Genomic DNA, 22,163 nt, shown 5'->3' with positions numbered 1-22,163 from the left:
TTTTTGTTTTGGAAGGAAGGATGCGTGTGCGGAAAAAGAGCAATAGCCCGCCGATAAAGGCTTCGGCGCAGGTCTGGGCTCAGCCGGAACGCTGCCGGGACTGCATTTGGGGACGTTTTGAAGGAACCAGACAGTTTTGCAGCCTTCCGCGCTGCGTGATCAATGAGATTCACCTGGAAAGGAGGTGAGCATCATTGCTAGAGATGCAGTAAGCGTAATTCGCGGCAAACTGCTGGAATCCGTGCCGGAGTTGAAGGAAATATACGATTCGCCTCCTCCGGCCCAAGCGGGAAGCACGCTGCCTTTTGCGGTTGTGCGGCCGGGCGGCGGGGACAGTGCGGGCAGCCCTTGGAAAGGGCTCAGGCTTTTAAATGAAATCGATCTCTATGTATCCGCGGCTGTCCCGGAGGAAGTGGATCGACTGGGCGAACTCGTCATCAATGCGCTCGACAAGCAGCTGTTGCAGGCGGAAAGTGGAGAGCTTTGGGCTGGTTTGTATATGGGGATGCCGAGCTCAGGGGACGTCATTGACGAAACACGTGGAGCGGTGAAGCGTGGGGTGCAGATCGCGCTGCTGTCGCCGCAGCCTGTCGCGCAGCCGGTGCAGATTACCGGCGATTCGTGGCTTACGGCGTTAGCCGACTGGACGAAGCAGACGCTTGGCCCGGAATGGTCGGCGTTCTGCGGCGCTTGGCCGCCTGACCATGCAACGCCCGCAGTGCTGTGGCAAATGATCGGCATGGACGTGCGGACGCTTGGTCCGTCATCCTATGAGATCGAAAAGCGGATGACCGCGTTTTTCCGGGCGGAGGATGCCGACCGGGAGCACGCGGGCATGTTGAAGTTGCTTGAGGCGTTGGGCGCTGCGGTGAAAATCCCGCTGGACCGCGCGGAACGGACGTTTCTACGCATCGGCGAGCCAAGGGGGAGCGTGCCGGCGGCCGGCTCGGGAACCGGGGCGGCAACGGGGACGACGGCGGCGGTGGGGCCGCTGACCGTTTCGCTGATCCGGCGTACCGCCAAACCGGCGGAGGAAGCGCCGCTCATGCAATACGTCCATTATCAATCCAATATGAGGTGAGGCAATTGGCAGGGAAAAAAGGAACGACGGCCACGAAGGCAGTACAAACGAAGGCAGCACAGATGAAGGCAGCTCAGGAAGCAGCCGCTGCGAAAGTCGTAGAAGCTGGAGCTACAGTTAACAGTTATCCGCTTCATGAACTGATGGCGGCGTCCGAAACGCTGCTGGGGGTCAAGCCGGAGGTGCTGGCCGGAGCTGTGGCTGGAGCCGGAGCCGGAACCGGAACTGGCAAAGAGATGATGCAAGTAGAGATGCAAGTGGATGAAGCCAAGCGGCTCGTCAAACAATTTTTGGGGAAGAAGGTGCTGTAAAAATGGCAGGAGGAACATGGAGTTTAACGGATCAGCCGGTTTTGCCGGGACTGTATATGAATTTTGTGAGCGCGGCGGGGACCGCGATTGGGTCGGGAGCGCGCGGCGTTGTCGTTGCTCCGGTTAAAGCCCACTGGGGGCCGGTGGAACAATTCGCGGAGGTAGCGAATGAAGCGGCGATCCGGGAGCTGTTCGGGGAGGATGAATCCGATGGGGCGACCGCGTTGACGACGCTGTACCTCGCTCTGTTGGGCGGACCAAAGAAGCTGCTCGCCTACCGGATCGCCGACAGCACGTCGGCGGAGGCGTCGCTGACGCTGAACAATGCGGAAGGTACCGCTTCGCTTTTGCTCAAGGCCAAGTACCCGGGCAAACGCGGCAACAGCTTCAAAGTTACGGTTCAACCGAGCCTGTCTGTTTCCGGCAGCAAGGAATTGAAGCTGTATGAAGGTTCGACGCTGCTGCGGACGTTTGCGCTGGGCAGCGGATCGGCCGAGCTTGCGGCGGACGCGATCAACGCGGACACGGCCAACCTCTGGATTACGGCGGAGGTGGCTGGCGAAGGCACGCTGGCCGATGTGTCCGGCGCGGCTTTGACCGGCGGAGAAAGCGGCATTTCCGGGGTCACGAACGCCAATTATGTGGCGACCATCGCCGCTTTTGAAACGCAGGATTTCCACGTGCTGACGCTTGACGGTGTTTCCGACCCGGCACTCCGCACAAGCATCGTAGCTTGGGTGAAACGCGTCCGTGAAGAGGGCAAAGGCGTCCTCGCGGTGCTGGGCGGCTCGGCGGCCGACGATACCGGAGCCGACGCGGTGAGCAAAGCGATCGCGCGCAGCGCCGTCATTGATTATGAGGGCATCGTCAACGTCGGCACCGGTGCGGTTCTGAACGGCAAAGAATACAGTTCCGCGCAGATCGCCGCTTGGGTTGCCGGGCTGATCGCCGGTCAGTCGCTCAAGGAATCGACGACGTATGCGGCTTCGCCTTTCGACGATGTTACGCGGCGCTGGACCCGCTCCGAACAAGAGCAGGCGGTGCAGGGCGGCGTTTTCCTGCTCGTCCATGACGGCCGCAGGGTGAAGGTGCTGCGCGGCGTGAACAGCTTGATTTCTCCACGCCAAGGCCAGAACAGAGGCTGGAAAAAAATCCGCAAAATCCGCGTCATCGACCAGATCAACGCCGATTTGCAGCGCACCGCCGAGGACTATTACATCGGCAAGGTGAACAACACCGAGGAAGGCCGGCTGGCCCTGATCGGCGCCGGGAAGCAGTATTTGCAGACGTTGGCCGCGGAGAGCGTCATTGAGGCGACGGGTTTTGACGTCACGCTTGATCCGCGTTTTTACGGCAGCGCGCCGCAGTTTGTCCCTGAGGACGATCAGGTTTTCCTGGCGTGGAAAGCGGACGACACCGATGTGATGGAACAAATTTTCGGCACGTTTTACGTGCAATAATTTTTGAGGGGAGAGCTTATCTATGGCACAATTTCTTGATCCCGGCCGCGTTATTATGGGTACGTACGGGCAAATTTTTATCGAAGGCCAATGGCAGTCGAATTTGAATCACCTGGAGGCGAACGTTGAGGCGGAGAAAAAGGAGCTGAATCTCGTCGGCACCGACTATACCGTTTACAAACTGGGGCGCAAAAAGGGAACCGGCACGATGAGCGGCTACAAAGTGACGTCCGATATGATCGCGCGGGGATTCCAGAAGTTTTCGATCATCCATAAGCTGGACGACCCGGAAGCTTACGGCTTCGAGCGGGTTCAGCTGAACAACTGCATGGTGGACAAAATCCAACTGGCCAACTGGACGGCCGGCGAAGAAGTCACCGAGGAAACGCCGTTTACGTTCGAATCATACGAGCTGCTGGACCCGATCGTGGGGTCTTAATTTGGGTTAATAGACCAGTTACGAAAAAGAAGGAGGAACCATTTTGAGTCAGGACGGGCTGTTGAATGAGCAGGAAATTTTGGACGGTCTTTTTGAGACGGCGGCGAATTTGCCGGAGGAGACCGTTTTTATCGGACGGCTGGGTTTGCGCGTGACTTTGCGGGGACTGACATCCAGCAAGGTGGACGCGATCCGGGAGCGGTGCACGATCCGCAAGACGACGAAAGGCCAGGTCACGGAAAAAATCGACAGCGAGCTGTTTAACGCCGCGTTGATCAAGGAAGCGACCGCCTCGCTCGAGGTGGTTAAGAAGGGCGAGGACAGCCGGGAAACGCAAAGCTTGAAGCTGAGCGGCTGGGGCGACGACCGCCTGATCAGCCGGCTGAAGCTGTCCGGCGGGGAAGAAGCGGTGCGCCGCCTGCTGCTGGCCGGGGAACTGGACGCCGTTGGCGATAAAGTGCTGGAGATTTCCGGCTTTGGGGTCGACATCGATGACCTAAAAAACTGATCGGCTCCGGCGGCACGACGACGCTGCTGTTCCATTTGTGGACACGGCATCATCTGCGCCCCGGGGAATACTGGTCGCTCCCCAAAGGAGAGCGTCTGCTGCTTAGAGCGTTTGCGGAGCGGGAGCTGGAGATGCAGTGAGCGTCTCCCGGCTCCCGGTTTTCCCGCTTCCGGGCAGGCAGGCGAAGTACGGAGAAAGGAGGTAACGAATGGCCGACAAAGAGATCTACGAGCTCGATATCGAGATCGATAACCGCGACATCGACAAAACGCAAAAAAAGCTGCGCTCCTTGGATAAGCTGCTGCAGCAAACCCAACGCCGCGCCGGGCTTTTGGGCAAAACGCGAATCAAACCCGCCGTCAAGCTGGACGACCGCTTCTCCTCGGCCGCCCGTAAAATCGGCGACACGCTGACGCGGCTGCACCGCACCACGGTCAAACCGACCGTCCAGCTCGACGACCGCGCGTCCAAATCGGCGGTGAAGCTTTACGCCACGCTTGCGGCGCTCAGCGCCCCCCGCTGGCGCGTTTCAGTCGCCGGAGTCGACTGGGAGACCGCGGTCGGGGATTCTTTTACGAAATGGATAAGCTCCGACGGCAAAAGCACGATGCAGCGCATCTCCGCGTCGATCGCCAGCGCGCTTGGCGGTGGATTGAAGAATGTTATGATGCAGGCGCTGGGGTTGGGGGATGCGGTAAAGGCGAGCGGGGCAGGCAATCCTGCGACATCAGGCAATACCACAAACCGGATAGGCGAGAAGTTGGGTAAGGCAAGCCCGGCAGAGGGAAACAAGGCGTCGGAAAACGACAAGAAAAGTGAAGGGATTTTGAAAGGAGCCGTAGATTTTGTTAAAAGCATCGGCGAGGATACGGCTAAGGACTACGCCAAGGATGGCTTAAAAGGGCTGATCGATAAAATCATCGGCAAAAAGGACGACTCCAAAAAAGAAAAATGTACCTGCATATGTATTTGTAAATGCGGCAATGGCGGAAGAAATTCCGGTGGAAGAAACTCCGGCGGGAGAAGGGGGACCAATGCCCAGGGAAACACAGGAAGAAGGGTGAGAGGCAATAATCAGAACAGTTCAGGCTCAAGAACGGACTTTGGGAGAAGAACGGGAAGAGTCGGCGGTTCAGCCGGCAGAAGAGCTTTGGGGAGAGGTTCTATAGGACAAATGGGATTGGGCCTGCTAATGAATACGGGTATCGATCTACTCACCGAAAAAGGTCCCGGACTACTGGAAGGCGCCAAGAACCTGGCTGGAAAAGGAATCTCTTCCATAAAGAAAGGGGCCTCCCGGGTGGGAGAAAGCGGCTCAAAGATCATTAATACGAGTAAAAATTGGATCGCTGAAAATGGCCCGAAGCTCATGGATAAGGGGAAAAGCTTGATCGGCGGTAAGGTGCCCAAATTAATGGATGTAGGAAAGAGCTTAATTAGCGGAAATGGACTATCATCGCTCATGAAGGGTGCAGGCTGGCTTGGAAAAGGGGCGAAGTTCATCGGCAAAAATTTGCCCGGTCCTCTCGGGCTTGTGGGAGATGCGGCCGCGATAGCATCTGCGGATTCGAAGAAAGATCGTTTTAAAGCGACGGGTTCGGCTGTCTTATCGGCGGCAGGGGGCGTCGTCGGAGGAATGATCGGTTCCGTCATTCCTGGGGCAGGTACGGTTATCGGCGCAACCCTGGGATCGATCGCCGGTGATTTTTTGGGGAACAAAGTCGGAGGATTTTTGCACGATACATTTTTCTCCAAGAAAAATAAAGCTTCGTCAAGTGCGAGCAAAGCGATGAACACTCCGGCAGCTTCCTTATCACAAAGCGCTTCAAATCAGGCGATGTCTCCGCAAGCTGCTTCAATTCCTGATACTAACGGGCTTAGAACCTACAGACGTTTCGGAAATGGGCGGAATGAAGGGGTGCAAAAACAAAACTCCACGCCGTTTCAAATCAACGTCTCCCTATCCCAAGGCGCTCTCAACCTCACCGTCAACAAAGACGAGATCAATTATGACGAACTTGCTAAGGCGGCGGGCTTGAGAATCGCCAATGAGGTCAGGTTCGCCATGCAAAATCTGAAGTAAGGGGGCGATGAGGAAGATGGAAATCCATTTGATTGACGGAGCGGGCAATGACTTTTATTTTCCGGTGAATCCGGACGAAATTTCGATTTCCCGCGGGAAGGCGCTGGAGACGGTCAATATTTTGTCGCTGGGGGAATACGATTTCCCGGCTGGTGAGAAGGTGAAAGAGATCGCCTTCTCTTCTTTTTTTCCGGCGGTCTATGATCCGGGATACTGCAATTATGAAAATCTCCCCGACCCGCAGGAGGCGATGAATCAGCTGACCACGATGATGAACAGCAAATCGCCAGTGCGGCTGATTATTTCCGGAACGGCGGTGAATGTGCTGGTTATGATTGCTGCGCATAACAGCAGCTTTAAAGGCGGGGAACCGGGGGACGTATACTTTGACCTGACCGCCCGCACCTGGCGGGAGATGAAGGTCCATACGGCTGCTTCGGCTGGGGCTTCGGCTAAAAAATCGACCCGTCCGGATACGAAAAAGCCGGCGAAAACCTACGTCGTCAAATCCGGCGACACGCTGACCAAAATCGCTAAACTGGAGCTTGGCGACAGCTCGAAGTGGCAGCAGATTTACAAAGCGAATCAGAAAACGATCGGCAAGGACCCGAACAAAATCAAGCCCGGTCAAAAGCTGGTGATGCCGCAGTGAGTTACGAAGTGGTGCTGCAGAACAAATATTATTTGCGCGAACTGGTGGAAGGGATCACGCTGAAGGATTCGCTGGACCAGATTTCTTACCAGGGGACGATACAGCTGAAAATTCCGGCGTCTTTTCCCGGCATTGAACCGGGGCAGGAAATCCGCATCAGTGGAGTACCGTTTAGCGGGGATGGCGGCGCTTCAGGCGCTGGCGGTAAAAGCATGGTGTACTTGCTCCACCCCGGCGTCGTCTGGGAATGCACAAGCTCGATCAAGCAGACGAAACACATGACGGTGACGGTTTACGACCGGACGATATATTTGGCCAAATCGGAGGATGAGTGCCTTTTTCCGGCCGGAGGAACGGCCAGCCAACGCCTGCGAAAATACGCTGCGGACTGGAACATCAAGCTCGATTCGGTGCCCGACACGAAAACGAAACTGAAAAAAGCCGTCTACCGGCCGCAGACGCTCTACAGCATGATCATGTCCGATCTAAAAGAGACGGTTAAGGCTGGGGGCAATATGTACATTCCGCGGATGACGCCTGCCGGGCTCACGTTTTTTCAAATCGGCAGCAACAAAACGGTCTGGGTGCTGGAGCAGTTGGAGGAAGCGACGCAAAACCGCACACTGGAAGGCTCGGTCACAAGGGTGAAGGTTATCGGGACCGAGGATCAGAAGGAAAATGCGCCATCCAAGGTGCTGGCCGTAGCGAACGGGGAGACCGCCAAATACGGTGTACTGCAGCGGATTGTTCAGGACGAAAACGTCAAAACCGCCAGCGCAGCCAAAAAATTCGCCGAATCCATGCTGATGGGTCTGGGACAGACCTTTAGCGTCACCTGTGTGGATTTGAACACGGTTCGCGCCGGAGATAAGGTGAATTTTAACGGATTGAATCTGATCGTGACGTCGGTGTCCCATGAGCTAGGCGAGCCTGGTCATATGACGCTGGAGCTGGCGACGGAGGCCGACGTGAAAAGGAGGTATTTTCTTGACAACTGATCCATATGCGGCATTGGCTGTTTCGCTGCGGGAAAATGCCGTTAGAAAAACGGCGGAAGCTTTGGCGGGCGTTTCGGCCGAGTTGGGAACCATTACGGGATCGGGACTGAAGCTGGATAGCTTCAAACATGAAATCCAGGATTATTTGGTTGCGGAATTTCCGGGGACGTTGAAACTGCCTGATGTTAAGTTGACAGGTACCGTTGACGGATTGAAGGACAGCAGGGATGGCGCCGTGTCGGGACAGGGGAACTTTTCGTTCGAGCCTTCGGAAACCGAAAAAGCGCTGCTCACGTTGCGGTACCAGCCGGGCGACCGGGTGCTGGCGCTGCCGATTAATGGCGGGAATGATGCGATCGTCATTTGCAGGGTGGTGAGCGGGAATGGCTAATCTTTTTCCGGAAGCGGTGGTGGATTTGTGGTCCTCTGCCGAGGGGGAAACGCTGGAAACGACGAATGATGAGGTGGCTTTTGGGCGAAGCTGGCGGTTTGATTTCGACGCCGGGGAATTCGTGATGACGCCCACGCGAAAAATCGCCCGGGCCGACGACACCGCCGCTTGGGTGGTGTGGTGTGAAAAAGCAATCCGCACGCCGCGCTACCGGCATCTGATTTATTCGCGGTCGTACGGTCAAGAATTCGAAGAACTGATCGGCAAAGGCTACAGCCGCGCCGTCCAGGAAAGCGAGATCGAGCGGATCGCGACGGAGACGCTGATGGTGGATCCCCGTACTTTAAGCGTGGGGGATTTTGCTTTTTCGTGGCAGGACGATGGATGCCGGTTTAGCTGCCGGGTGAAAAATGTCCGGGAGGAAGAGATTATCGCGGAAGGGAGTGTGACATGATGGCGGAACTGCCGCTTTATTTGCAGGATCAAACGGAAGAACAAATTATGGAGCGGATGCTGGCTCGGGTGCCTTCGGATATCGATAAATCCGAGGGTTCTTTTATTTGGGACGCCGAAGCCCCGGCGGCTTTTATGCTGGCGGAGGCGGCGGTGTGGGCCCGGCAGGTGCTGGAGCGCGGGTTCGCAAGCACGACGTACGGGGAGTACCTCGATTTACGGGCCGCGGAGCATGGGGTGACCCGGCGGCCGGCCGTGGCGGCGGCGGGCGTGGTCAGGTTTACCGGGACGCCCGGGAGGACGGTTCCGGCGGGAACGATCGTGGCGACGCCGGCCGACGAGGTTACGGCGGAAGCGTCGATCGAATACGAGACGACGATGGCGGTAACCCTGGATGATAACGGTGGGGGAAGTGCCACGATTCGGGCTGTTGTTGCCGGGCAAGCGGGCAACGTGCCGGCGGGCGTGATCGAGATTATCGCAACTCCGGTGAGCGGCGTCACGGCGGTGACAAACCCGGAAGAGACCCGGGGCGGCGCCGATACCGAGTCGGATGAGCTGCTGTTGGAACGTTTTTATTCCCAGGTGCGAAACCAGGGGACGAGTGGCAACAAAGCGCAGTATATGAAATGGGCCGGAGAGGTGCCCGGCGTTGGCGGGGTGCAGGTGGAGCCGTTGTGGAAGGGGCCCGGAACGGTGGGGATTTATTTGCTGGACACGGAAAAGCGTGCAGCCAACGGGGAAATCGTCGCGGCGGCGCAGGCCTACATTGATCCGACTCAGGATGGACAGGGAGAAGGCATGGCGCCGGCAGGCCCGATCGTCACGGTGATGGCGGCCGATGAAGTGCCGATCGACATCCGGGTGAAGTTGACGTTAGCGAGCGGGGCGACGCTGAACGAGGTGCGAAAGCGTATCGAGGATGGTGTGCGCGCTTACTTGAAGCAGTTGGCCTTTGCCGATCCGTTGGTGCGGTTTACCCGGATTGCGGCGATTCTGCTCGACATTCCGCCGATCATCGACTACGCCGAGTTGACGGTGAACGGGAACGCGGATACCAATTTGGAGATTTACCCGGGGCAGGTCGCGGTGCTGGGGACGGTGGAAGTGTATGAGTGAGCATATGCTAACGGACATGAGGAGCATGGGCGAACCTTTGCTGGCGGATAAGAGTGGAGCTTTGCCGAGAAGTGCGGGCGAGCCATGGCCGGCAAGTATAAGTAAACCTTTGCGTACGAGCCCGCGGGGGCGCGAAATGTTTTCCTATCTGCCGAGTTATTACGAAAACTCCCGGGTCATGCAGGTGGATATGAATGCCAAAGGCGTTGAACTGGATCGGCTATTCGAGGCGTTGGACGAAACGCTGGAGCAGTTTTTTGTGCGGACGGCCACCTGGGGCCTTGAGCGCTGGGAGAGCGAGCTCGGCATCGAGACCGATCCTAGTAAGCCGCTCGACCAGCGACGCGCCGTCGTCGAGTCCAAGCTGCGGGGCAGCGGGAAGTTTTCGGGGCGGTTAGTGAAGAATGTGGCGGAGGCGTATGATCGCGGCGCGGTGGATGTGATTTTTCAGCCAGACAAGTGGAGCTTTACGGTTAAATTCCTTGACACGATCGGCGTCCCTCAGAATCTCAACGATCTGAAGGCAGTGATTGAGGAAATCAAACCTGCCCATATGGTCGTGGACTATCGCTTTAGGTACCTGACCATCGCTGAAGTTGAGGCCATGACCATCGCTCAGATAGAATCCACCACACAAGACAAATTTTTAGGAGGGGGAGCATAGTGGCAAATCCTATAACGCCAAATCTTGGACTGAACAAAATTGACCGAACATCGCCGGAAACCACCTATTTCGATCTGGAAAAATACGTAGATCAAAACGCGGATAAAGTAGACGCTTTTGCTGGCAATGTAGGGGAGAGCCTTAACGAGTTCAAAGAACGTTTTGATACCGCAGATACTAAGCCGGTAACGTTGCAGCCAGGGTTGCAGGTAGTCAACTCGCCAAAGGATGCGCGATTTCGGCTTGGGGAGGTGCGGGGGCGGACGCTGATAAATTTGTTGGGGAATGCGGGAAGTTGTGACTCACTCCAATCGTGGCCCAATACGGGACGTCTCTCTCTCGATACAGCTAATAATGTAGAAGGGATAGCCAGTATTAAAGCGACTATAGGAGATACGGACCAATATGTCGATATGTACCGTGAGTTTCCATACGATCCGGATAAAATGTACGTTGCGGTTGGGGAATTAAAGGTCCCGAGCGGAGTAGAAGCAAGGATACGAATGATTGAGCTGAATAACCCTTCGTCTGAAATATCTTCAGAGCAAATAACATCAACAGGGAGTAACTTCAAAACTGTTTTTATTCGAATTCCGAAAAATGCCTTCTCAGGATCGAAAATCGTGTATTTCGGAGCTGTATTTGTTGGCAATCCGGGAACGGGCGGAAATGCTGATGCATTAAGGATATTTGAAATTTCTTCAGACGAATACGCGGTATTGGATGGAATGAAGGCGGAACAAGTTGCTGAAAAATATCCTTTTGTCTCTTCCGGTATTCATGGTGTAGACGGTCCTTATGCTATTGGGTATGGGGAAAATCTGCTGCCGCCTTTTTATGAGTATTCAGCAAGCGGTGCGTCTTTAAGAATTATTGATCCATACGAATCTGAAATAACCTTAGCAACAGCTTACAATTCCTATTATGTGGATATCCCTGCTATTCCTAGCACCACTTACACAATGAGCTGCGAATCCATTTCCGGGAATAATGGCGAAGGTTTTGTTAATGCGGCGGAGTACGAAGGGGATACGGAGTTATTAATTAGCAACACGGTCACCAGAGGAAATGAGACAATAACGTTTACTACGAGTTTAAAAACAAATAAACTACGTATTTTTATATCCGCTAATGTAGCTGGAACGTACAGATTTAAAAAACCAATTCTCGTTATTGGTTCCGGGCCCAAACCATTCAAGCCGCAACAAAAATCTATGCTCGCTTTTCAAACTGAATTACATGCAAATTCCGTAGGCGGTTGGGAAGCTGATGTATTGTTTGAAAAAGAAGGGCAATATTTTAAACTGGCGAAGTGGAAAAAGGTTGTGTTGGATGGATCATTGAGTTGGAACGTTGATACAGGGCACGTTACTTCCAGCTATAAGCCTGTTTTTGTTCGCGACGGGACAATCTCGGCTGTAGACTACATCACCTATGTAACCAAATACACCGGCGCACTTCTAATAAATAGAACAACCGCCTCTTATACTGGATCTGATCAAAGCTTAATGTATCTAAACGGTATCCATGTCTCCATTGCTAATACAGACAGTGGATGGGGGCCGGACTATTTTCCGTCTCAAGACGAGATTAAGGCGTATTTTATGGGCTGGAAGATGTATACTTGGGGCGCATCTGATCAACTTTACAACGGAACAGGGAAAAAAGGTTGGGGGAAAATATATTGTGGTATTGGAGCGCCTGATGGAAACGGGATGATAATGGGAAGCGGAGTGGACACTTTGCCGACGGAATCGAATGATCAAGGATATACACCCTACCAACTCCTTTATCGCCTTGCCAAAGAAACCGTCGAGCCCGTTGTATCCGAAGGCGCTTTACTGCTATCCGAAGGCGACAACATGGTTGAAGTTGGTACGGGGATTGTGCTGCGGGAGCTGGCGAAGCCTATGTACTATTCACCCAACGGAAACTACTATATTAACAATACCGCAGTAAGTGGAAGTCTATTGAAGAACAGGGTGTCTCTCACATTGCGGGTTTACCGTAACGACCGGGCTGATAATTTTGCAAAGATCGAAAATGATACTAACGCATACGGCAAACAGCACATCAGATTTTTGTCATCAGACTTCGACCCAACCGCCGCCTATTCAGTCACATACATCAAGAAAGATAAATCACCGATCCAGCCGATTACTGGCATGCTGGCCGCAAACGAAAAGGCGCAGTTCAGCGACCTGACGGCAGGCGTGGCCGAAGCGTTGCAGCGTGTCTCCGTGGTCGAGCAGAAGAAAGCGGAGGAGGATGCTCCTGGGTGGATTGCGCCGACACTACTTAATGGGTGGGTAGCATACGACGCAACCACATATCCAACGGCTGAATTTACAAAGGACTCTCAAGGTTATGTACATTTACGGGGGATGATTACAGGCGGTTCGATTGTTGCTGGGACCGTTATTTTTAGATTACCTATCGGATACAGGCCTAAAAAATACGTTATGCTGGATGCAGCTTGTTCTGATGGGGATGGAGTTTACCCAGCTTTAGTGAATGTTTCCCCTGGTGGCGTTGTTTCACTAAATCGTATTTGGTATAACGGGTTTCTCTCTCTATTCCTACCGCCATTTTTAGTCGAGCAATAAGGAGGCGTTCACATGAAAGTAGTACCTAAAATTAGTCTTGATGGCCTTTACTTAGAGGATACAATCACGGACGATACCTTTTCCGGTATCGTCCCTTTTTATGCCGATGTGCCAGCGCCGGGGGAATTACCATTTGAAGTTGTTGCCAGTGAAAATGAGCACCCGGTGGAGGAAACGCGGCCGCAGCCCGCCGGGTATATTATCGGAGTGCCTATTCCGCCGGGCCTGTATTTGCCACGCTTTGATCTGGCGTCGTGGCTGGCGCACCAGGATGCGGTTACCATTGCGCAAGAGGCGTACCAAAAAGCCTATGCCGAATGGTCCGCCTTGCCGGAAGACAAGCGTGGGGAGATTCCGACTTATACACCGCCGGAGCAGCCGAAGCAGCTTTGGACCGAGGGTCTGGCCCGAGAACAAATCGAAGCCATGGATCCACCGCAAGAACCAACCGAACTGGAGCGCTTGCAAGCAATAAACACGGAACTAAAACTTGCGATCGCCGAACTGGCCGAAGCAAGCGAAGCCGACAAGACGAAAATACAACTCGCCCTCACGGAGTTGGCTGAAATGATTGCCGCCGGAAGAGGAGGTGAAAAGGTTGGCTAAAATTTACTATGATTTGATCAAAAAAGAACTCAAATCGATCGATGATGTGCCGTTGCACTGGAAAGAGCAAGTACAAAAGTTATTGGAAGCTGACGCCAATTAAGGCGTCTTTGATGATCCCCTGGAACTTCCGGGGGATTATTATTTTCTACTTTAAAGATTGAAAAGAAGGTGAATTTATGGATATAACAGCAATCACGGCGATTACGTCCGTTCTGGCCGCGCTGAGCGGTATTGCTTTAGGGTGGGCGGGGCGCGCAAAGGCGATGCGGCAGGAAGCGGAAGAGGCCGCGGAGCTGGAGGCGGTGCAGCGCGCCGACGTCGAATACATCAAGCGCGGCGTGGACGACATGAAAATCGAACAAAAGCTGCAGGGGCAGCGGTTCGAGGCATTTTCCGAGCGGCTGACGCGCGTCGAGGAATCGACCAAGCAAGCGCACAAGCGGATCGACCGGTTGGAAGAATAGATTGTATCATGGAGGTGATAGTTTTGGACGCTAGTAAATATAATATAGAGCGCCGTTACATTGCAAAACGAGCAAACGTAAGACCCGGCACGAGGCTGAAGACAGGAACGCCGGAGTTTTTTGTGGCACACGACACAGGTAATCCGGGGGCTACGGCGGACAACCACTACAGCTATTTTAACTCGCAAACCGACCGCTCGGCCTCGGCCCACGTTTTTATTGACGATACGAAAATTTTAGAAATCATTCCGACCGGCACCGGATCCGATCCAGCGGAAAAGGCTTGGCATGTGCGGTATGATGTGACCACCGACAACGACACTTTTGGCTACGACGCCAACGACGCCGCGCTGGGCATTGAACTGTGTTACGGCGGGAAAATCAACTTTACCGAAGCGTACAACAGATACGTTTGGTATTTGGCTTTTTGCTGCGACAAGTGGAACAAAAATCCTTACACCTTTATTCCCACCCACAAACAGCTGGATCCGGCGCGGAGGAGCGATTGTGAGCAGGCTTTGGCCACCGGCAGCAAAACTTTAATAAATTTGCTGGATGACGTATCCGCTGAAATAAAGTCCACCAGATCCGCAGGTTCGAATCCAAACACCAACGCTAACGGAAGTTTCACTCCATTGCCGGCCTACATTGCACAAGCGCTGATCGACAACTACGTATCCCCGGCATGGTTTGCGTCCCAACGGAAAAACGATGAAGTCGGCAAAACCCATTTTCATAACCTGGCGAACAATCTGCGTTTAGCTGCCGGAATCCCGCTTGCAAACGATGCGGCCGCAAAACCGCTCACCCGGCTTCCCAAAAGCAACGCCCAGGAAATCATTTTCCGCTGGCTCTCCCCCGCATGGTTTAAAGCGAAAGCCGAAGGAAACGACCCGCGGGCTCAGCATTTTCACAATTTGGCGAATTACCTGCGGCGGGCGGCGGGGATTCCCGAGGAATAGGAAAGGAGACGATAAGAATGCAAAATGAAATTTTGACCAATGTCCTAGCCTTTGCTTCGGTCTTATCTGTATTTGTTTTAGCTGTCGTACAGCTCGTCAAAACAACGATAAACCTGCCGAAAAATTGGGTGCCGTTCATCGGTGTGATCATCGGCGTGTTGATCGGTGCGGCGGCGTATCCTTTTACCGACTTGGACCTGGTATTGCGATTGTGGGCAGGCGGCTTGGCCGGCTTATCGGCAACCGGGTTGTTTGAGCTTGGCAATAACCGTCCGGGAACGACGAAGGACAAGTAACCGCTTTGTAAGAACGGTTGGCTGTAGTTAACGGTTCCAGGAAATAGGCCGTCACCTACCTCTGGGGTGGCCTATTTCTTTTTATATTTTATAAGGGGGTTACATATGGATGATACATTAGGTGTATACATGTCTCAATACGGTGTAGTATCAAATGGACAAGATCAATCTGCAAATATTGAACTAGCACTTGCTTCAGGTAATACTAAATTTATTTTTCCAAAAGGGCCCATTAGAGTTGATAGAAAAATACAAATAAACAATCGGGCTGTGGAGTTTATTGGCCATAGAAATGGAAGAAAAGAAGAAAATGCTACAATACTTGAGTTTTATGGAGAAGGTGAGTTTATTTGTCTGGGCGATGAGACTACTCCCAGCTTCTCTGGTCAGCAAGGATTCACTCTTAGACAGATTTCCTTAATCTATAAGGGATCAAACAGAGGCTCTCTAAGGAATCCCTTCGCTGTGAATGCTTATAATGGATGGTATGGAGTTGGCACATATGGAATAAGAGATTGGAGAGGGGGAGGAATAAATCTGGTTGATACTCAAATTGAGCACTTTGAGTATGGAATATGGGGTACTCAGAGTGATATAAATAGATTCAACAATCTCCAACTTTTTTATAATAAGTGTGCAATTTATCTGGAAGAAAAAAGTGATCAATTTCTAGGCGATGGGCTATATACTTTTGGTAACGATAATACAATTACAATGGTTAATTGTACGGGAGGAAGAATCTTAAATTGTCAATTTGTTAAGGAAGGTTCTGCAACTACTTATCCAATAGAGTTAAATGGATGCTTTTCGATGTTACTCGATGGAAACTGGTATGAATCAACAGGGAACTATGGAGCAACAATTCCTGCATATATTAGACTAGGCGCAAATTCAGAATGTAGAAATATCGTAATTCGTTCAAGCACTTTAGCTATTGGTGCAAAAATCAACGAAACAGTACCACAACTGAACTATTTTGTAGATGTTGTAAAAGGCAAGTCAACAGTGATTGACGAGGTAGGTGGTTACCTAAGTAATTTAAAAAAATTAGTTAGCTTTTCAGGCGGATCTTCAATTCAAGATGTATATGTTAAGCTAGCTAATACCGTTCCTTATTCTGATGGAAAGTATCATGACCAGAATGGTACGGGAAGAGCCTCTATTATAGTTGAGCAGTATAATGAGAACGGCAAAACCGTAATGGGATTAACTAGAACGAAAACTCAGGTTGGGTCAACTCAACATATAACAGACGGTATATGGACAAGGGTAAAATTAGATGTGATCTCCTTTGATGAACTTGGAGAATTTGATAGTGTCAATTATCAATGGGTTGCAAAACATACCGGATATTACAGAATTACTTCGTTGCAGATGACTGGCGTTCAACAAGTTGGAAATAGACTTCAACTAGCATTATTTTTAAATACGAACAATCCAACGGGAGGGACACCTTGGGCTTTTCTTGATGATCGAACGAGTCCTATTTCAGGGGGAGGATCAGTATCTGGTTCAATAGAAGTGAAGGTTAATGCAGGATTTAAAATTGATTTAAGAATGTTATCTACTTACGAAACAACTTTGTTAAGTGGAAGTACTAATTATTTAATTATAACTCGTATTTAAAAGAGTTATCGGCGAAGTATGCTTTATTTGTAAAAAAATGATTAAATCATGTTTTCTAATATTGTCAATACGTTTTTTACTATGTTAGAATGAAATCAAATGAAACTGCATAAAATAAAGAGTGAAGATGCGCACATCTTCACTCTGGCAACAGCCGCTTTGAAGAGCAGTCAGCTGTAGTCAATGGTAAAGAAATAGACCATCTCCTAGCACGGGCGGTCTATTTCTTTTTGTTTTGGTTTAACGTAGCAACTATCGTAATGACCAAACCGATCAGCGCTATTAAAAACGCTCCGAATTGAATCATTAAAGACAGTACGTCCTTAACCTCCACAGGCATCACCTCCCTTCAAGGGAGACTAGCCGACCACCCATCTCAGCCATTCTGTTGTTAGGGGTATTATACCACAAATTGGAAAGCTACAGAGAGAGGATAATAGAAAACAATGGCAATATTAGCAATCTCTCAAATTGATAATATCTTGTATGCTCGTTCAACTCTTCTCCCCCGGTAAGTCATCAGGAAAATGGCTTAGCATGTTGGCAAGTTCATTTTTGCCCGTTAAAATTTCTGCCATCAGCCCTGCTCCAAGTCGAAATCCGTAGGTGAAAGTTGAAGTCAACTCCATATCATGAATCTGAGCGTACAAATCCAGTAGAGCCTCAAGCTCCTTAAATTCCTCTTCGGAATGCCGTTTTTTCCAGTCCGTCATCGTTTCGGATACATCTGTGTTTACCTGACGATACTGCGGATCCTCGGGAACTATCTTTTCAGCCGGACATAAAATGCCGTTGTAAAGCTGCTCTATAAGACTGTTCATTTCTCCCCATCCTTTCAGAACATGATTTCAAGACAATACCTCTTTTTGGATTTATTATCCCGTTGTCTACAACAACAATCCACGGAGTATACTCTACAAAATGATATTTTTTAATGTTTTGATTCATTTAAGTAAATATCAATCTTTCTATAAGAGTCTTATAAAGAAACCGCTACTTTAAAGCGGTTTTTCTATTTTTATTTGAGGACCAGTCCGTATGGGATGGTCAAATATCAAGGAGGATTAACATTTGATTTAATAAAAACGGCACTAAGCCGAGATCAGTGCTTGACGATATAAATTATGACTCAAGCTCTATTGATTCGAGATGCCGGACTGAGGACTGAGGTGGCTGTCTATATATAGCATTCGTGTCTTGGTTTCCCTGCAGGCTGCTTTGCACGATTATCCCTTTCGTTCAGAGGGCAGGGATTGGGGGCTAGGATGTGAAGGATTAATAAGGAAAAATATCTGCTTCTTACAAACCTATCTTTTTTCCTGAATTTATCTTCTTCTCTGCTTCTATGATTAAACGGGATAATCGTGCAAAGCGTCCGGACAGCGGATGTTGATCTGCCGACCAACCCACTGGCCTCCCTGTCCTCACGCTCTCAACGCCCTTCCGGCTTTTCTTGCCACGACCGGTTGCCGGCTTGATGTCAAGAACTGATTATTAGGTTGAGTCATAAAAACATTATTTCCCTGTTGAATAAAGAACGTATGTTTTCATATACTACAAACAAACGTTCTTATTTGGAGATGGTACTGGTGAAAAAATACATCGGCCGGACCGTTGAGATCATTTACATGGACCGCTTGGGAAAAATCACCCAGCGAAAGATCGAGGTTCATGACGTCCGTGAAGGTCTGGTGCGGGCAACTTGCCTTGCTTCCGGCGAACCCCGGGCTTTTCGGCTGGATCGGATTTTGGCCTGTGTCCCGGTTGAACACCGGGGCCATGATGCTTCTTAACCTGGGGGAGGAGTCCTGGCCTTCCGGTGTTTTTCAACCGTTCATACTGCATAGCATGCTTCAGGCGGAAACGTTATCATGGAAATACAAAATAAGTTGGTTGGAGGTGTAGACGTTGAAGTGGGAGGAAGTTCGTAGGCTGTACCCAAACCGTTTTGTTAAACTCCGTATCTTGGAGGGGCGCATCGAAAATCAAGTGCGATATGTTGACGATATGGCAATCATTCAGGCTTTTGACGATAATGTAGAAGCCACACGAGAGTTAGTTCGAGCAAAAGACGACATTCTCGTCTACCATACGGGTAAAGAGAAAATTGAAGTCCCCATCAAACAGTTGTTCGGACTAAGGGGTTAATTATGATAAACATCGTGTCTAAAAACGGCCTTTTGTTCACGTCAGTAGAGAATTTATTTCGAGGACGGTCGAAGCAATCGAAATCGCAACCTAGATTAGTAAATTATCCTCATAAATGTGTCCGGGGCAGCTCCACGCTGCTCCGGACTTTTTGTTCATTTATATAGGTGGAATGGATTATTTGTGGGATATTATCCCAACTGAGGAATTGTGAGGCCAGCGGTGGGTTGATAGAATGTATTGAAGTGTCTTTTCCATAAAATATCTAAATGTCCACGGAATGAATAGGACTAACTATGTGCTGTCGAATGATGAGTGGTTTTACCTATGCTTGCTTTCCGGAGCCACTACCTTGTTCGGTTTGGAAAATGTGCTGGATGGCCTTGATTTGCAGGAGGCCCGCCAACGATGGGAGAAGGTGTCCGGCCGGCTGAAAAGTAAACATATTTTGACGGAGGAAGATGAGGATCAACTATACATAGAGCGTAATTATGCTGCGATTGCGAAAATTTTGTCGTTCCCGGACCAGGTGTTTGCCTTCTTGGTGGAAAAAAACGGGGAAGTCTCCATGGAATTTATCCATTGCCGGGCGGGGATGTTCACGCGCTTAGCTGGGGAAGGGACTTGCGAGGTCCAGTTTTGTACCGGGCGGGAAGAAGCGATTGCTATGCTTCGGGAGCAGTTTTTGCTTAGCGATTGTGAGCAGGAGATATCTTACCGTCTACCCGCGACGGAGGCCAATTATGCTCTGGCGCTTGCAGGTGCGGGAGAACAAGGAGCAGCAACGGCTCTTTTGCAAAAGCTCGGGATAGATGCCCAAACCTCGTCAGACTTGGCGGAAGCCTTTGGACCCCAGTCCGATTGCCGGGTCATTGCAGGTTACCATTTGGCTTCCGGAGAGGAGGCCGAATCGTTGTTTACCTGCGCTCGAACAGAAAAAGGAACCTGGATGCTGGGGATGATGCCGGAGCGGGATCAGGTCCTTTTGTTTCGGCGCAAACCGCTTTCCGCCCTTGAACAACTTTTTGCGTTTCCAAGCATGTTGGCGAAAGGAGGGGAACGTCTTGGAACTGAAGGTCGATCCGGCCCGCATTAACGGGCTCGCAGACGAAGTACGCCGGTTGGAGCAACAGTTCGGGGATCAAGTCACAGTTACGCTAAAAAGAGTGTCGGAGGTAATCCGCAAAACAAGCTCGGCTTATTCCGAGTCGGGAGTCCGCTTAGCAGTATCTGAAGTGGAGCGGCTTATGGAACGGATTAGGCAGCTGTCCCGGGAGATTGGCGATGAATTGCGCACGAAAGAGAAAACGCTGCGTTGGGCGGCGGACGAGTATACTCGCCAGGAGCAGGAGTCCTCTTTGAAGGCGAAGCAGTTAAAACTTCCGGTTACCTTAAACAAATTTGCCGCACTCCCAACGATTTCAGGGAATAAAACGACCGTCCTACCTTTTCCGTTTTCGGCGTTTTCCTTGTTCTCCCGGGCGGCGGTTTATCTCCCTATCACGGTGGAGCCGCTTACGAAAGAACTGACCCTGGACCCGGAGCATAAGAGCGATGAAGTGCTAAAACTGCAGGAAAGATTGCACGAGATGGGATATGAGCTGGAAGCGAACGGTTATTTTGACTCGGCCACGCTAGAAGCAATTAATCGGTATAAGGAAAAATACGAACTGGACAATGCTGGCGATCGGCAAGGAATCGTGGATGAAAATGTGTGGCGGACCTTGTTCGGGACGCTGAGCGGGCTGCTGACGAAACAAATGCATGGTCAGACCTACTCCGAGCCGGTGAAAATGGCGCAGCTGCGGTTGCAAGAGCTGGGGTTTGAGGTCGAGGCGAACGGCTATTTTGATGAAGCTACCGTACGCGCGTTGAAAGGGTTCAGGGAGGTTTACGAGAAGGATCAAGACGGGCTCGAGGGTGTAATCGGGCCGGCAACCTGGCAGGCGCTGTTTAACATGCCGAAAGTGGAACCGGTTGAGGAATCCAAGAGCGAACCGCAATACTATATCACGTCGGTAGATCCGCGAAGCTATTCGATGGACGATGTGCTAAACCGCGATAATCCGGAAGTTCAGGAGCGGCTAAAGCAGACCTATTGGGCAGATTTGACCAAGGAAGAACAAGACAGGATATATAACGAGCTGAAAGAGCTTGAGAAAAAAGAAGAAAACGAGATGCGGCAAAAGCGAAGCGGCATCGGTAATCCGTTTGTTGCTAACCTGATGGTCGGCGGATCGAATGCTGTGGTGAACACAATCAACACGGCCTCGGCAGGATTGCCGGAGCTGCTTGCCGAATGGATTATGGGACCGGAACCGGAAGGTTACGTAAATCCGTTGGACGATCCGTACGGCAAAGGAGTCGGTGAAGCTGCCGGAAATGTAGTCGGGTTCTTGTTGCCCTTTAAATATTTGAAGGCTGTGAAAACCCCGGCGGTTCTCTCTAAGCTATCGCCGACGGTGGTCAGATCCATGACGGCGGGAGCGATTTTTGGCACGGCCACCGAAGCATCTGACGCGGTAACCGACTTCAAGAATGACGGTGAACAAAACCTCACAGACCGCGCCCAAAATATCGCGCTCGATACCGCTTTGGCCGGAGCCGGGGACGTGACCTTCACCTATGCATTTAAGCTTATCTCCAACGCGCTCAAGAGCACAGCGGGACAAAAGCTGACCGGGTGGTTGAAGCGATCGGAAGTGGATGAGGTGCCGGCAACAAAGAATGTAGAGGTGTCAGGCAAGGGTGCGATTGTCGGTGTAGATGAACAAGCAGTTAAAAATGCACTTGAAAAAGGAAGTGAAAAAACCTGGAAAGAGTTTTTGGCTGCAAACCCTGGGAAAAGTGTAGAAGATGCCTCAAAATCATACATCAAATTAATAGAAGAACAGTCCCCATGGCCTGAGGGATTCGATATAAAAGCTAACATGACTACACTTAAACCGGGGGATACATTCCAAATGGCTCTAGATAGTACACAACCCTTAACATCACCAGGTAATTTTGCTACGTTTGATGATATACTCAATACTGAATTTGTTAGAAGCAATTTAGCAGTTAAGTCTGATTGGAAAGCCGATTGTAGTAAAGTTGTTACTTATAGGGTTAAAGAAGGCGTAGAATTGCCTGTAGTTAATGGCCCAGTTGGCCCACAAGTAGACTTAAGTATCGATAAATACTTACCGGGCGGAAGTAATCAAATACAGATGTTACTTGATAGGAGCATTAATAAAATGGATTACCTAGAGATTGTTTCAGTACGCCAGATAAATTAATTTTTTATGAGGTGA

25 protein-coding genes are annotated in these 22,163 nt (G+C 51.0%); 23 read left to right on the top strand and 2 right to left on the bottom strand.

What is annotated here, in order from left to right; all coding sequences use genetic code 11:
- Positions 1-184 precede the first annotated feature (184 nt).
- The 19 genes from EHV15_RS37705 to EHV15_RS31385 all read left to right on the top strand — a co-directional run bounded on the left by EHV15_RS37705 (position 185) and on the right by EHV15_RS31385 (position 16,722).
- Positions 185-1,081 (top strand): hypothetical protein, encoded by an 897-nt coding sequence (locus tag EHV15_RS37705; RefSeq protein WP_246061846.1) that lies wholly within the window; start codon positions 185-187, stop codon positions 1,079-1,081.
- 5 nt (positions 1,082-1,086) lie between these two features.
- Positions 1,087-1,392 (top strand): YqzN/YkzM domain-containing protein, encoded by a 306-nt coding sequence (locus tag EHV15_RS31465; protein ID WP_128634730.1) that lies wholly within the window; start codon positions 1,087-1,089, stop codon positions 1,390-1,392.
- 2 nt (positions 1,393-1,394) lie between these two features.
- Entirely contained in the window at positions 1,395-2,852 is a 1,458-nt protein-coding gene (locus EHV15_RS31460) for a phage tail sheath family protein (RefSeq protein ID WP_128634729.1), read from the top strand.
- Positions 2,853-2,874: 22 nt separating this feature from the next.
- A complete protein-coding gene (locus tag EHV15_RS31455) occupies positions 2,875-3,291 on the top strand; it encodes a phage tail tube protein (RefSeq protein ID WP_128634728.1) in 417 nt (138 codons plus the stop codon).
- A gap of 43 nt (positions 3,292-3,334) precedes the next feature.
- Positions 3,335-3,799 (top strand): phage tail assembly chaperone, encoded by a 465-nt coding sequence (locus EHV15_RS31450; RefSeq protein WP_128634727.1) that lies wholly within the window; start codon positions 3,335-3,337, stop codon positions 3,797-3,799.
- Positions 3,800-4,007: 208 nt separating this feature from the next.
- Positions 4,008-5,882 (top strand): tape measure protein, encoded by a 1,875-nt coding sequence (locus tag EHV15_RS31445; RefSeq protein ID WP_128634726.1) that lies wholly within the window; start codon positions 4,008-4,010, stop codon positions 5,880-5,882.
- A gap of 16 nt (positions 5,883-5,898) precedes the next feature.
- Positions 5,899-6,534, top strand: coding sequence for a LysM peptidoglycan-binding domain-containing protein (locus tag EHV15_RS31440; protein ID WP_128634725.1), 636 nt, complete (start codon positions 5,899-5,901; stop codon positions 6,532-6,534).
- Positions 6,531-7,532, top strand: a complete 1,002-nt coding sequence (locus EHV15_RS31435) for an XkdQ/YqbQ family protein (protein WP_128634724.1) — start codon at positions 6,531-6,533, stop codon at positions 7,530-7,532. Before EHV15_RS31440 ends, EHV15_RS31435 begins: the two co-directional genes overlap by 4 nt.
- Positions 7,522-7,923: a hypothetical protein gene (locus EHV15_RS31430; protein ID WP_128634723.1), complete on the top strand. Its 402-nt coding sequence runs from the start codon at positions 7,522-7,524 to the stop codon at positions 7,921-7,923. Before EHV15_RS31435 ends, EHV15_RS31430 begins: the two co-directional genes overlap by 11 nt.
- Positions 7,916-8,377: a DUF2634 domain-containing protein gene (locus tag EHV15_RS31425; RefSeq protein WP_128634722.1), complete on the top strand. Its 462-nt coding sequence runs from the start codon at positions 7,916-7,918 to the stop codon at positions 8,375-8,377. Before EHV15_RS31430 ends, EHV15_RS31425 begins: the two co-directional genes overlap by 8 nt.
- On the top strand, positions 8,377-9,495 hold the full coding sequence (locus EHV15_RS31420) for a baseplate J/gp47 family protein (RefSeq protein ID WP_128635643.1): 1,119 nt from the start codon (positions 8,377-8,379) through the stop codon (positions 9,493-9,495). The genes EHV15_RS31425 and EHV15_RS31420 overlap by 1 nt, the downstream gene beginning before the upstream one ends.
- A gap of 136 nt (positions 9,496-9,631) precedes the next feature.
- The gene (locus EHV15_RS31415) at positions 9,632-10,159 is read left to right on the top strand and encodes a YmfQ family protein (RefSeq protein WP_246062014.1); all 528 of its coding nucleotides are present in this window, start codon (positions 9,632-9,634) and stop codon (positions 10,157-10,159) included.
- Positions 10,159-12,765, top strand: a complete 2,607-nt coding sequence (locus tag EHV15_RS31410) for a hypothetical protein (RefSeq protein ID WP_128634720.1) — start codon at positions 10,159-10,161, stop codon at positions 12,763-12,765. The genes EHV15_RS31415 and EHV15_RS31410 overlap by 1 nt, the downstream gene beginning before the upstream one ends.
- Before the next feature lie 12 nt (positions 12,766-12,777).
- A complete protein-coding gene (locus EHV15_RS31405) occupies positions 12,778-13,371 on the top strand; it encodes a hypothetical protein (RefSeq protein WP_128634719.1) in 594 nt (197 codons plus the stop codon).
- Complete coding sequence (locus tag EHV15_RS37960) at positions 13,364-13,474, top strand: CD1375 family protein (protein ID WP_281281693.1); 111 nt, start codon at positions 13,364-13,366, stop codon at positions 13,472-13,474. The genes EHV15_RS31405 and EHV15_RS37960 overlap by 8 nt, the downstream gene beginning before the upstream one ends.
- A 76-nt stretch (positions 13,475-13,550) precedes the next feature.
- Positions 13,551-13,838, top strand: a complete 288-nt coding sequence (locus EHV15_RS31400) for a hypothetical protein (RefSeq protein WP_128634718.1) — start codon at positions 13,551-13,553, stop codon at positions 13,836-13,838.
- A gap of 14 nt (positions 13,839-13,852) precedes the next feature.
- Entirely contained in the window at positions 13,853-14,800 is a 948-nt protein-coding gene (locus tag EHV15_RS31395; RefSeq protein ID WP_246062012.1) for a peptidoglycan recognition protein family protein, read from the top strand.
- A gap of 17 nt (positions 14,801-14,817) precedes the next feature.
- A complete protein-coding gene (locus EHV15_RS31390; RefSeq protein ID WP_178076002.1) occupies positions 14,818-15,096 on the top strand; it encodes a holin in 279 nt (92 codons plus the stop codon).
- 105 nt (positions 15,097-15,201) lie between these two features.
- Positions 15,202-16,722: a hypothetical protein gene (locus EHV15_RS31385; protein ID WP_128634716.1), complete on the top strand. Its 1,521-nt coding sequence runs from the start codon at positions 15,202-15,204 to the stop codon at positions 16,720-16,722.
- Positions 16,723-16,942: 220 nt separating this feature from the next.
- Here the strand turns inward: EHV15_RS31385 and EHV15_RS37700 are convergent, their stop codons facing one another.
- Together EHV15_RS37700 and EHV15_RS31380 are read right to left on the bottom strand one after the other, a co-directional pair.
- A complete protein-coding gene (locus EHV15_RS37700) occupies positions 16,943-17,062 on the bottom strand; it encodes a putative holin-like toxin (protein WP_342774074.1) in 120 nt (39 codons plus the stop codon).
- 154 nt (positions 17,063-17,216) lie between these two features.
- Positions 17,217-17,543 (bottom strand): DUF6809 family protein, encoded by a 327-nt coding sequence (locus EHV15_RS31380; RefSeq protein WP_128634715.1) that lies wholly within the window; start codon positions 17,541-17,543, stop codon positions 17,217-17,219.
- A gap of 765 nt (positions 17,544-18,308) precedes the next feature.
- On the opposite strand from EHV15_RS31380, the gene EHV15_RS31375 reads away from it, so the two are divergent.
- The 4 genes from EHV15_RS31375 to EHV15_RS31360 all read left to right on the top strand — a co-directional run bounded on the left by EHV15_RS31375 (position 18,309) and on the right by EHV15_RS31360 (position 22,148).
- On the top strand, positions 18,309-18,515 hold the full coding sequence (locus EHV15_RS31375; protein WP_128635641.1) for a hypothetical protein: 207 nt from the start codon (positions 18,309-18,311) through the stop codon (positions 18,513-18,515).
- Positions 18,516-18,630: 115 nt separating this feature from the next.
- On the top strand, positions 18,631-18,870 hold the full coding sequence (locus EHV15_RS31370) for a hypothetical protein (RefSeq protein WP_036623350.1): 240 nt from the start codon (positions 18,631-18,633) through the stop codon (positions 18,868-18,870).
- A 352-nt stretch (positions 18,871-19,222) separates the two neighbouring features.
- On the top strand, positions 19,223-19,966 hold the full coding sequence (locus EHV15_RS31365; RefSeq protein WP_128634714.1) for a hypothetical protein: 744 nt from the start codon (positions 19,223-19,225) through the stop codon (positions 19,964-19,966).
- Positions 19,935-22,148 (top strand): peptidoglycan-binding domain-containing protein, encoded by a 2,214-nt coding sequence (locus EHV15_RS31360; protein ID WP_128634713.1) that lies wholly within the window; start codon positions 19,935-19,937, stop codon positions 22,146-22,148. Before EHV15_RS31365 ends, EHV15_RS31360 begins: the two co-directional genes overlap by 32 nt.
- Positions 22,149-22,163: the final 15 nt, after the last annotated feature.

Source organism: Paenibacillus oralis (assembly GCF_003863965.1).
Classification (GTDB): domain Bacteria; phylum Bacillota; class Bacilli; order Paenibacillales; family Paenibacillaceae; genus Fontibacillus; species Fontibacillus oralis.
Note: the sequence above shows the minus strand (reverse complement) of the source record. Positions and strands in the feature narration are given on the sequence as shown.

Excerpts from the sequence above, each read along its gene's own strand:
- EHV15_RS31460 (WP_128634729.1), top strand. The coding sequence starts at position 1,395 with ATGGCAGGAGGAACATGGAGTTTAACGGATCAGCCGGTTTTGCCGGGA.
- EHV15_RS31455 (WP_128634728.1), top strand. The coding sequence starts at position 2,875 with ATGGCACAATTTCTTGATCCCGGCCGCGTTATTATGGGTACGTACGGG.
- EHV15_RS31445 (WP_128634726.1), top strand. The coding sequence starts at position 4,008 with ATGGCCGACAAAGAGATCTACGAGCTCGATATCGAGATCGATAACCGC.
- EHV15_RS31440 (WP_128634725.1), top strand. The coding sequence starts at position 5,899 with ATGGAAATCCATTTGATTGACGGAGCGGGCAATGACTTTTATTTTCCG.
- EHV15_RS31425 (WP_128634722.1), top strand. The coding sequence starts at position 7,916 with ATGGCTAATCTTTTTCCGGAAGCGGTGGTGGATTTGTGGTCCTCTGCC.
- EHV15_RS31420 (WP_128635643.1), top strand. The coding sequence starts at position 8,377 with ATGGCGGAACTGCCGCTTTATTTGCAGGATCAAACGGAAGAACAAATT.
- EHV15_RS31415 (WP_246062014.1), top strand. The coding sequence starts at position 9,632 with ATGTTTTCCTATCTGCCGAGTTATTACGAAAACTCCCGGGTCATGCAG.
- EHV15_RS31405 (WP_128634719.1), top strand. The coding sequence starts at position 12,778 with ATGAAAGTAGTACCTAAAATTAGTCTTGATGGCCTTTACTTAGAGGAT.
- EHV15_RS31400 (WP_128634718.1), top strand. The coding sequence starts at position 13,551 with ATGGATATAACAGCAATCACGGCGATTACGTCCGTTCTGGCCGCGCTG.
- EHV15_RS31390 (WP_178076002.1), top strand. The coding sequence starts at position 14,818 with ATGCAAAATGAAATTTTGACCAATGTCCTAGCCTTTGCTTCGGTCTTA.
- EHV15_RS31385 (WP_128634716.1), top strand. The coding sequence starts at position 15,202 with ATGGATGATACATTAGGTGTATACATGTCTCAATACGGTGTAGTATCA.
- EHV15_RS37700 (WP_342774074.1), bottom strand. The coding sequence starts at position 17,062 with ATGCCTGTGGAGGTTAAGGACGTACTGTCTTTAATGATTCAATTCGGA.
- EHV15_RS31380 (WP_128634715.1), bottom strand. The coding sequence starts at position 17,543 with ATGAACAGTCTTATAGAGCAGCTTTACAACGGCATTTTATGTCCGGCT.